This is a genomic window from Desulfoscipio geothermicus DSM 3669, from assembly GCF_900115975.1.
Taxonomy (GTDB): Bacteria; Bacillota; Desulfotomaculia; order Desulfotomaculales; family Desulfallaceae; genus Desulfoscipio; species Desulfoscipio geothermicus.
Genome location: NZ_FOYM01000008.1, coordinates 116,885 through 127,294 on the forward strand (window position 1 = coordinate 116,885; position 10,410 = coordinate 127,294).

Annotated in this window: 6 protein-coding genes and 2 rRNA genes; 3 read left to right on the plus strand and 5 right to left on the minus strand. The window is 54.1% G+C overall.

Annotated elements, in window-relative coordinates:
* Positions 1–5 precede the first annotated feature (5 nt).
* Positions 6–2,669 carry a single-stranded-DNA-specific exonuclease RecJ gene (recJ, locus tag BM299_RS06690; protein ID WP_092482691.1) on the minus strand — a complete coding sequence of 888 codons (2,664 nt, stop codon included), beginning with the start codon at positions 2,667–2,669 and terminating at the stop codon, positions 6–8.
* Positions 2,670–2,883: 214 nt separating this feature from the next.
* On the opposite strand from recJ, the gene BM299_RS06695 reads away from it, so the two are divergent.
* Complete coding sequence (locus tag BM299_RS06695; RefSeq protein WP_092482692.1) at positions 2,884–3,567, plus strand: manganese catalase family protein; 684 nt, start codon at positions 2,884–2,886, stop codon at positions 3,565–3,567.
* 171 nt (positions 3,568–3,738) lie between these two features.
* On the opposite strand, the gene BM299_RS06700 is transcribed toward BM299_RS06695, so the two are convergent.
* Positions 3,739–6,804, minus strand: a complete 3,066-nt coding sequence (locus tag BM299_RS06700; protein ID WP_092482693.1) for an AAA family ATPase — start codon at positions 6,802–6,804, stop codon at positions 3,739–3,741.
* On the minus strand, positions 6,801–7,955 hold the full coding sequence (locus tag BM299_RS06705) for an exonuclease SbcCD subunit D (RefSeq protein ID WP_092482694.1): 1,155 nt from the start codon (positions 7,953–7,955) through the stop codon (positions 6,801–6,803). The genes BM299_RS06700 and BM299_RS06705 overlap by 4 nt, the downstream gene beginning before the upstream one ends.
* A 202-nt stretch (positions 7,956–8,157) precedes the next feature.
* Here BM299_RS06705 and BM299_RS06710 point away from each other — a divergent pair, with 202 nt between their 5' ends.
* Together BM299_RS06710 and BM299_RS06715 are read left to right on the plus strand one after the other, a co-directional pair.
* Positions 8,158–8,466 (plus strand): hypothetical protein, encoded by a 309-nt coding sequence (locus BM299_RS06710; protein WP_092482695.1) that lies wholly within the window; start codon positions 8,158–8,160, stop codon positions 8,464–8,466.
* 219 nt (positions 8,467–8,685) lie between these two features.
* Positions 8,686–9,870 (plus strand): glycerol dehydrogenase, encoded by a 1,185-nt coding sequence (locus BM299_RS06715; protein WP_092482696.1) that lies wholly within the window; start codon positions 8,686–8,688, stop codon positions 9,868–9,870.
* A gap of 212 nt (positions 9,871–10,082) precedes the next feature.
* Here BM299_RS06715 and rrf read toward each other — a convergent pair.
* Together rrf and BM299_RS06725 are read right to left on the minus strand one after the other, a co-directional pair.
* Positions 10,083–10,213, minus strand: a 5S ribosomal RNA gene (rrf, locus tag BM299_RS06720).
* 120 nt (positions 10,214–10,333) lie between these two features.
* A 23S ribosomal RNA gene (locus BM299_RS06725) occupies positions 10,334–10,410 on the minus strand; the annotation flags it as partial.

Genomic DNA, 10,410 nt, shown 5'->3' on the forward strand with positions numbered 1-10,410 from the left:
CCCATTTACTCGGCACTGGATTTGATCCATTTCAGCCCTTCTGATTTAACCTGCTGGGTCCACATATAAGTGGGTGAAGCAGCCAGCTGCATTTTCCGGCCTTGTACAGGCAACAATTTATATACTAGCATATCCTCTTGCCATGAATATTGCAATAAGCCCAGGTCGGCAAAAACAGCCACCGCCACAACCAGCGAAATACAGGAAGCCATCCGGTAGCCCGCCCGGCCCAGTTGTTCCAGCACGCCCGCTTTACTGCAAGCGCCCGACCCGTCGGGAGCCTGCAGGCGCAGCAAAGAATAGTAATGGGCCAGGACATCCCTTTCGGGAGCCAGTTCCTCCAGGTGCCCGCGGGTGTCATCCCAGTCCCGCGCCATAAAAAGAGCCTCCGCAATTGCCGGAATGCGCCCGCCGTCCAGGTCGTTCACCAGTCGCCAGTCCATTTCCGACGCCGGGGGCCAGGCCAGCAGGACCCGGTCAAAAACACCGCTTGCAAGCTTACCGGCGTGAAGGCAGGCTGCTGTGGCCACCACCAGTTTATACTCCCCGTTGTTTATTTTAGCCAGTTCCTCCGCCGCGGCTTTTGCCGGCATAAACCCGTGCAAGTACGTCGCCCGGCCGGCAAAATGAGGGTTGTAATCATTAATATGCCGAAACAACTGCAATGTGTGGCAGGCATGGTTGGCCAGCACCAGCACCCGCCCCCCGGAAAAATTCAGGCGGGCAAGAGCGCTTTCCCTGGGCTCGCGGGCCGGTGCCGGGCATTGCGGCAGCGGTTCCCCGGCGTCGCCCCGGAGGATCGCTGTGTTCAGCAAACTCATTTCCGGTGGAACCACGTGTCCCCGGTTGCTTAAAAAATCTCGCAATAAAGTCGCCAGAGTTTCGGGCACGAAAATCAAGTCACCGGCGCTTTGCAAACTTTCATTCCCCGAAGATGCACGGGAACACCCCTTGCCCCCCACTGTTTCCAGGTGGATGTCTTTAACCTGTATTTGCAAGGCCTGCCTGCCCTGCCAATTGTTTATGGAAGGGGTGAAGGCCACATTAATCTCATGACCGGCGGCTATTTCTCCAGCAAACCGGCCCAGGTTGAAACCGATGCCGTCCATTGAAACCTTCCGGTCCGCCAGCAGCATTTTTAAATGGGCATTGTTTTTGCCCACCCCGCGACAGTGGACCAGCTTCGCCCGTTCCAGGCCGAACACCGGCCCCGGGTTACCGTGTCCATAAGGGGCCAACTGTTCAATCTCGTTAATCAGTTCATATGTAACGTCCTGAAGGGATACCAGGGCATCGAGCTCCAAGGTGGGTCTTTTTTCCAAACCGGCCAACCGTTCAGCCGCATAGTCGTTAATCCTGTCCCTGAAACAGTTTATATGCGCGGCGGGAAGTGAAAAGCCCGCCGCCATGGCGTGGCCGCCAAAGCCGTCCAGCAAGCCGGAACAATGCTCCAGGGCGTGGTAGAGGTGAAACCCCTCGATGCTCCTGGCGGAGCCCTTCCCCTGCCCTTCTACGGTGGCGATTAACAAAACCGGCTTATAAAAGCGGTCTACCAGACGGGAAGCCACTATACCGATGACGCCGGGGTGCCAGTGCTCGGACGCCAGCACCAGCACTTCCCGGTCAGCCAGACCGGGTTCCCCTTCCAGCATACCCAGCGCCTCGGACAGCACAACACTCTCCAGCTTTTGCCGTTCCTGGTTTTCCCGATTTAAAAGCGTAGCCGCCTCCAGGGCCGCGGCGGGATCTTCGCTCAACAGCAATTCCACGGCCAATCCGGCATCGCCCAGACGGCCCGCCGCATTGAGGCGCGGGGCCAGGATAAAACCCACGTCCCAGGCGCTAAAGGCGTCGTCCTTCACCCCGGCCACCTGGCAAAGGGCCTGCAGCCCGGGTCTGGGCGAGCGGGCTAAATGCGGCAGGCCGTGCCGCACCAGAATACGGTTTTCGCCGTGCAGCGGCACGATATCCGCAACGGTGCCCAGACAAACCAGGTCCAGGTATTCCTCCCAGCCAAACGGGTTGCCCATCTTTTCCAGCAGGGCCTGCACCAGTTTAAAAGCTACCCCGACCCCGGCCAGATCCTTGAACGGATAACGGCATTCCTTCTGCTTGGGATTGACCACCGCCCCGGCCCGGGGCAGCACCGTGGGAGGTTCATGGTGGTCGGTAATGATTATTTCCGGCCCGTCGTGGCGGTACGATTCCTCTACCTCCGCAGCGGCGCTGATGCCGCAATCCACTGTGATTACCAGCCCTACCCCGGATTCCCGGGCCCTGTGCAACACAGGAGCATGCAGCCCGTAACCCTCTTCAATACGATGGGGTATGTAATAATCCACCGCTGCCCCCAGCCGGCGCAGGACATGCACCAGCAGGGCGGTGCCGGTGACCCCGTCCACGTCGTAATCACCGTAAACCAATATTTTTTCCCTTTGTTCTATAGCGCCGGCGGTAATTTCCACCGCCCGGGCCATCCCATGCAGCAACCCGGGCGGGTGCAGCTTTTCCAAGGAAACATCAAGAAATTCCCGGGCCGCCGCCACCGTATAGATACCTCGGTTTATCAAAAGCTGGGCCATCAGTGGGGAAATGCCCAGCTTCCTTGATAATATAAACTGCAAAACAGGTTCGGACGCTTTGACCAGCCATTTTTTCTGCTTAATCATTGTTCCTCCGTTGATTGACTAATTATGACCAGTTAACATTGATTATAATAGAGGGGCGTATATATGGCAATGAATCCCTCTTTGTTAATGACAAGTCATATTATATATTGGACAATTTTTCTAGCAAATATTTTTTATAATCTGCGCAAGCTATAATGGAACAAAAACTTTGGTTGCGGCCGGTTGCCAAACCAATTATACGGGAGGATGTAATATGTTCAAGCATGACAAGAACTTGCTGGAAATGGTGCGGGTAGAACGGCCCAACCCGCAGTACGCGGTAATGTTACAGGAGCAACTCGGCGGCCCGAACGGTGAATTAAAGGCGGCTTTACAGTATATTTCCCAGAGTTTCCGTATCAAAGACCCGGAAGTAAAAGACCTTTTTTTGGATATCGCGGCGGAAGAACTCAGCCATATGGAGATGGTGGCCACCGCCGTCAACCTGCTTAACGGCCATGATATAGACGCCCAGGGCACGCAACCGGCCGGCAACATTGAAGCAAATGTTCTTACCGGCCTGGCGCCGTACCTGACCAACGGATCAGGAGTACCGTTCTGCGCCACATACGTAAATGTCACCGGCGACCTGCCCGCGGACATACTTTCCAACATCGCCGCCGAGCAGCAGGCCAAGGTGGTCTACGAGTACCTGCACCGGCAGATCAGCGACAAACATGTACGGCAAATGATCGATTTCCTGCTGAACCGGGAGGAGGCACATAACACCCTGTTCCGCCAGGCATTCCAGAAGATCCAGGACAGCGGTTCAAACCGCGACTGGGGAGTGGACCAGGATGCCCGGCTTTATTTCGACCTGTCCACCCCCGGCGCAAATAGCTTTAACCTAAACCAACCCCAGCACCCCAGTTTCCAAAGCCCCAATATGCCGCAGTAAATGAGCAAAAGCCCTTGTTCCTACTAAAAAGAACAAGGGCTTTACTTTTTTATATACATACTATACCAGTAAATCCACCGGATGGACCACTTGCATTCCGTTGCATCCGGCTGTTTCCAGCACCCGCACCAATTGCATCCGACAGGAAGGGCAGCCGAATTAAAACCGGGTTTAACTCAACCTGAACCGCGCCGTACTTCCCTTTTTAGTCGCCCGCACTTCCAACCGGATGTCAATAATCTCTTTCAGTTCGGGCACGTGGGAGATAATCCCCACCAGTCGGCCACCCTTTTGCAGGTCTATCAAAGCCCGCATGGCTAAATCCAGGGATTCGGGGTCCAGGGTGCCAAAACCTTCATCGATAAAAATGGTATCCAGGTGCATGCCGCCGGCATAGGACTGTACCACGTCCGCAAGCCCCAGAGCCAGTGACAATGAGGCCAGAAAAGATTCGCCGCCGGACAGGGTGGATACCTGGCGCGCCACGCCGGTATATGTATCGAATACCTCCAACTCCAACCCCCCCGCGGCATTGCTGCGGGCCCGTTCCAGGGTACGTTGCAGGTGGTAACGTCCGCGGCTCATCAATTTCAGCCGTTCGGTGGCGGCCACCATAACGTCATCCAGCAGCGCTCCCAGCACGAAACGCTGGAAGGTCAGCCCGTAATCATTTTTACCGTTGGCCACATCGGACAGATGCCCCAGCACGGAATAACGCCCCTCCATTTCTTCCAGGGCACTGTCCAGGTCGACAATCTGCTTCAACCAGTTATTTTCCTGCTCGATCTGTGAACGCAGCCGGGTTTCCAGTTGGAGAGCCTCATCCCTGGCCTGCTCGGCCAGCACCAGGGCGCGGGTCAACTTTTTCATGTCCGGCTCGGATAAACCTTCGGCCGCCTTTATGGCCCTTTCCCGGCGATCCAGGGCAGCCCGAAAGTTTTCATCATATTCCTTAATCTGTTTCTCCAGCGCCAGTATCTCTTCCTGCGTTTTTTTGGCTGCGGCATACTCCGCCGGGTCAGCGAATCCCATAGCCTGGAGGCGAGCGGCAAAGGAGCGCGCTTCCCCGGCAGCCCGTTTTTGAGCCGCCTGCAGGGCTTCCCGCGCCCCTTGGGCGGCGGTCTCGGCCCTGGCCAGCGCCTGGTTGGCCTCATCCACGGCCAGCCGGCTCTGCTCAAAAGCAGCCATAAGCCGCTCCTTTTTCTCCCCGGCCACCCGCCGGGCCTCGTTTAAAGCATTTAAATCCCGTAACTCTTTCGGTATGCCGGACTCCCGCTCCCACACCACGGCCCGGGCGGCCTCCAGGGCCATGCCGGCCTCCTGCCAGGCTTTTTGTAAAATTTCCAACTGCTCACCGGCCTTTTTTTCTTGTTCTTTTAATTCAGCCAGCTCCCCGGCCAGCAAATCCACTTTTTTTACAGCCTCCAGAGCACCGGACAAGAGCTGTCCGGCTTTATGGGCGTCAGACTGCAGCACGGACAGGTTAACACCGGCTTTATCACCAAGTTCTGCTTCCAGATCCCGGACTTTGCTTTCAACGGTTGCTTTCTTTGCAACCAGAGCATTAAATTTGTCCTTCACCTGGTCGCGGTACTTCTCCAAATTATTCAACTGTTGCTGCCCGGTCTTTATTTCTTCCTCCGAGGGCAGTTTCGCTTTTTCCCGGGCGGGCGCGGGATGTTCCAGGGACCCGCAAACCGGGCAAGGAATGCCCCGCTTTAAAGAACCGGCCAGGACCGCGGCCTGGCCCCGGGGCCAGGCCTCCTGCATGGCGGTAAGTTGCTCTTTAATCCGGGCATAGTTCTCTTCAGCATGCTGCAATTTTTGCCCGGCAATACGGAAGTCTTTGAGAATGACGCTCAGTTCCCGGCGCTGCGCTTCCAGGGCCTGCCTTTTATTAAACACCTGTTCCGCTTCCCGCAGGGCCGATTCCAGGGCGTCCCTCCTTGCCGCCAGCTTTACCGCCTCGTCATACAATTTGTTCTTTTCTTCAATTAATAGCTGAGTACTGTTTAGAAATTCCCTTACTTTATTATATTTGTTTTCTGCCGCCTTGTATTGCGTTTGTGCCTTGACCACTGCTTCCCGGGCCCCGGCCAGGGACCTAACCTTGTCACCCAGTTCCTCCAGCCGGGTAACCTCGCGCGCCGCGGCTTCCCGCTCGGACTCCCTGCCCCTCTCCAGGGCGAATTTCTTTTCCGCCATTTCTTTTGCGGCGCGGGCCCGGTTCATGGTCTCGTTTTTTAGGGCCAGCACATACTCAGCCTCACTGACTTCCTGTTGCCTGGCTTGCAACGCGCTTTCAGCGTCCAACAGACCGGCAGCCCGGCGGGCTTTGGCCAACGCCTGCCGCCTGGCGGCAATTTCCGGCGCCCTGGACTCCAACCCGGCCACTGCCGCCCGGGCCTGCCTTTCTTCTTCCAGCTTCTCGCGGGCCTGCTGCCCGGCGGCCAGTGCCTCCTGCGCCTTTTTTACCATCGCCCGGCCGCAGGCTACTTTTTGCCCGGCGGCATGTAATTCCTCCCGGTGCTTTTGCAACCGCCCTGCCAGTTCCTCACGCGTTTGGGATCTGGCTTCCTGCAGCACCCATTTTCTTTGCTGCCGGGTTTTCTCTACGTCCTTTTTCAGCACCCGGGCCGCTTCCTTAAGCGACTCTTCAATACGGCGGTATAACTCCGTATGGAAAAGGGTTTCCAGAATAGCCTGGCGCTCCCTGGAATCCGCCATCAACAGCTTTTGAAAATCTCCCTGGGGCAGCATAACCACCTGCCGGAATTGATCGCTTTTAAAGCCCAGTAATTTTTCCACCGCTGCCGTCACTTTATTCCAACCGCTTTCCAGTACAGCGCCTTCCTTCGCCTCGTTGTAAATACCGGTAATATCCCAAAGGGTGGCTTCGGAACGCATGACAGTGGTCCCCTCTCCGCGCAACTTGGGGCGCTCCTGCTCCGGGCGGCGCTGAATGCGATAACTCGCACTCCCAATGGAAAAATCAAACACCACTTCAGTGACTACGGAAGGCTCGGCGTGATCACTGCGCATCTGCTTGCCGTCACGCCGGGCGCCGCTGGTATCACCATACAAGGCGAAACACATGGCGTCCAGAATGGTTGTTTTACCCGCGCCTGTGGGGCCGTGAATTACAAAAAACGAACGGTCGCCCAGTTCCGTGAAATCCAGCACCTGCGGCCCGGCATAGGGGCCGAAGGCGCTCATGCTAAGTTTCAGCGGCTTCATACCCGCACCTCCCGCTCGTTGCGGTAAACCTGCTCAACTATTTCAGTAAACACCTCTTCCTGGACCCGGTTAATTTCCGTGCCGGTGACCTGTGTAAAAAAGGAGGCGAACAAATCGACCTCGCCCAGGCGACGGTGGTCGCCGCCCGGCCCGTGCAATTCCCCGCCGACCGTTATATGCGGGCGCTCAATATGCAGCACGTTGGGGTACACCTCACGCAATTTACCAATGGCGTCCAGAATGGCCCCGGTGTCTTTCAGGGTCACCATAATGTAGTCTTCCTTGTTTTCTCCGTTCTGCGGCCCGGCCAAAATGTCCTTTAAATACCCTGCCAGACAGCGCACATCCCGGCGAGGGGACAACGAAACAGTCTCATATGTTGTCCGGCCCCGGGCATCCATTTCCACCAGAGTCACCGATTTCTTGTGCTTGGCCTCGGAAAAGGAATATTTCATTAAAGACCCGGCGTAGCGGATGTGTTCATTCCCCGCGGATTGAGGTTTATGCAAGTGTCCCAGGGCTGCGTAATGAAAAGATTGAAAATAAGCTGCATCCACTGTGTCCGCCCCGCCGATGGACAAAGGACGTTCCGATTCGCTTCCTTCACCGCCGGTCACGTAAGCGTGGGCCAGGGCCACCGTGCGCGCTCCCCGGGGCACCTGGTCCTTCAGGTGCCGAACCAGCATAGCCATGGCCCGATCGTGGTCATGGACATCCGCAGCACCCAGCTTTTCCCGTACCACTGGCGGTTCAACATAAGGAACGGCGCAAAAATAAACCGGACCGTGCTCGTCCTGCAACACCACCGGCACCAGCCCGTTATTTATTTGACTGACAATATAAAGGCCCCGACCGGCCAGCAAACGGTGGCCAAAACCCAGCCGCTGGGGACTGTCATGATTCCCGGCAATTACTATGACCGGTACCCGGTAATCTATCAGGATGCGGGAAAGCACTTCATCCAGCAGGTTCACCGCCTCGTGCGGCGGCACGGAACGGTCATAGATGTCTCCCGCAATTAAAACAGCATCCGGCTTGGCGTCATGTATTAATTTAATAAACTGGTCCAGGATATGGGCCTGGTCGTCCGTCAAATGAATACCGTGAAAAATGCGGCCCAAATGCCAATCAGAGGTATGTAAAAACCGCACTATCATAAACCCCCTGTTTTACTTTTCTTTCAAACTTTATTTACAAGTACATAATTCGCCATAATTTTACTGTAACCTTTTTATTTGCACTACACAGACACGTCATGACAAAGCAGGCTCAAATCGGTATAATTTTCCTAAAGCATTCTAGAACAGATGTTTGTATAATAATATATATTGTTAAATAAAAGGAGGAGATTTCATGCCGGACAGAAGAAATGTTCTCTGGGAGAAACATCGTCTCTATTTACCGGAAATGCGCCTACGTGCCACCCATCGCTGCCGCGAGTGTAAGTTTTTTGTTGGGATCAAGGGTAAGGCGGAAACCAGGTATGGTTGTGTCGCCAACATTAAAGTTTATAACAGTTTGGAACGGCAAGTACCTCCGGTGATACCAGTTTTTGATGTTATAAAGCGTATTGGTCTGGAGGGATTGGAACAAACCCTTAAATATAACGACCCTGATGCACAAAGTTGCGGTAAATTTCAATTAAGGCCAGTAGAAGAGTAATTCTATGGAAGATATCCTTTAACCCATGATTATACACAATGATTGCCGCGTTGATGAATTTTTCAACTCTCTGGATAAATTAACAAGTGGGTGTTTTTTACGAAAAATTTATGCGCCAATTCATGCACCAAATATGACTAGCCATATTTCCTGCCGGTTTTGGTTACTATAAAACAAAGCTAAAAGAAGTGGTCTTTTACTGGAAAGGGGTAAAACTATATGGCTAGAATCATCATTTCACCAAACAAATACATCCAGGGTGACGGGGAATTAGCCAAGCTCAAAGACTATATATCCAGCTTGGGCAATGCGCATTTTGTTATAGCTGATGATTTGGTGCTGTCCATTACCCGCGGGACTGTGGAGCAAAGTTTTCAGGGCAGCGATGCCAAAGTAGTGTTTGAGAGGTTTAACGGTGAATGTTCCCGACCGGAAATTGACCGGTTAAGGGAAATTTGCAGTAATGCCAAGTGCAACGTGATTGTAGGTATAGGCGGCGGGAAAACACTGGACACAGCCAAGGCGGTGGCGCATTATGCAGGGTTGCCGGTAGTCATTGTACCTACTGTAGCTTCCACTGACGCGCCGTGCAGCGCGCTATCGGTGATTTATTCCGAAGAGGGTGTCTTTAGCGAATACCTGCTTTTACCCCGCAATCCTGACATTGTTTTAGTAGATACCGGTATCGTTGCCCGGGCGCCGGTGCGAACTCTGGTAGCTGGCATGGGGGACGCATTGGCCACCTATTTTGAGGCTCGGGCGTGCGCCGAGTCAAATTCACCCACCATGGCCGGCGGCCAGCCCACCAAAGCGGCCCTCACTCTGGCTAAACTGTGTTATGATACACTGCTGGAGGACGGCCTGAAAGCAAGGCTGGCCGCGGAAAACAAAGTCTCTACCCGGGCCGTGGAAAATATTATCGAGGCCAATACTTACCTCAGTGGTCTGGGATTTGAAAGCGGCGGGTTGGCGGCGGCCCATTCCATTCATAACGGTTTTACCGTAATGGAAGAATGCCATCACTTGTACCACGGGGAAAAGGTAGCCTTTGGGACCATCGTACAGTTGGTTATGGAAAACAGGCCTACCGAAGAAATAGACGAGGTCATTTCCTTTTGCATCAGCATCGGGCTACCCGTTACTTTAAGAGAAATGGGTATCCAAGACATCAATAAGGATGAAATAATGAAAGTTGCCGAAGCCTCCTGCGCCAACGAGGAAACTATTTACAACATGCCTTTTAAAGTCACCCCGCAGGATGTATTTGCCGCCATATTAAGCGCGGACGCCCTGGGCAGGGAATACGTGACCGCCGGACTTTATGACGCAGCAATATCGGAATACGATACTGTACACCACAACAATCATCAGCAAAGAGGTGCAGAAAATGCATATCATTGCTAGGGTGCCTGATCAAAAACAGGTTTCAGTTTTTTGCTTGACACCTTGCGCAATGGCGGCTTTGATCGCAAGGATCTGATTATTTAAGGAACTTTTGCATATCTTGTCTGCTGTTGTCTGCAATAGTTTCTGTAAAACACTGTAGAACTGCTAACGAGAGCCTTGGACACAAAAAGAGCCTTCTGGTGTACCCAGAAGGCTCTTTTTAAAATTAATTCCGGCAACGACCTACTCTCCCGGGTAAAACCCAGTACCATCGGCGCACCCGTTCCGGGCACAAGCTGGAGAGCTTAACTGCCGTGTTCGGGATGGGAACGGGTGTATCCTCTCCGCTATGGTCACCGGAAAACTTTTCGGTTGTTTTATTCCCTCAAAACTGCACAGCTTGCTTTTCGGCACAGGTATTCTCGATGGCAGTATGGCCTTCGTCTACCGACGACCGACCACTAACCACCGACCACCATTTCAGGTCAAGCCCTCGACCGATTAGTACCGGTCCGCTAAACGCATTGCTGCGCTTACACGCCCGGCCTATCTACCTGG

Excerpts from the sequence above, each read along its gene's own strand:
- recJ (WP_092482691.1), bottom strand. The coding sequence starts at position 2,669 with ATGATTAAGCAGAAAAAATGGCTGGTCAAAGCGTCCGAACCTGTTTTG.
- BM299_RS06710 (WP_092482695.1), top strand. The coding sequence starts at position 8,158 with ATGCCGGACAGAAGAAATGTTCTCTGGGAGAAACATCGTCTCTATTTA.
- BM299_RS06715 (WP_092482696.1), top strand. The coding sequence starts at position 8,686 with ATGGCTAGAATCATCATTTCACCAAACAAATACATCCAGGGTGACGGG.
- BM299_RS06700 (WP_092482693.1), bottom strand. The coding sequence starts at position 6,804 with ATGAAGCCGCTGAAACTTAGCATGAGCGCCTTCGGCCCCTATGCCGGG.
- BM299_RS06695 (WP_092482692.1), top strand. The coding sequence starts at position 2,884 with ATGTTCAAGCATGACAAGAACTTGCTGGAAATGGTGCGGGTAGAACGG.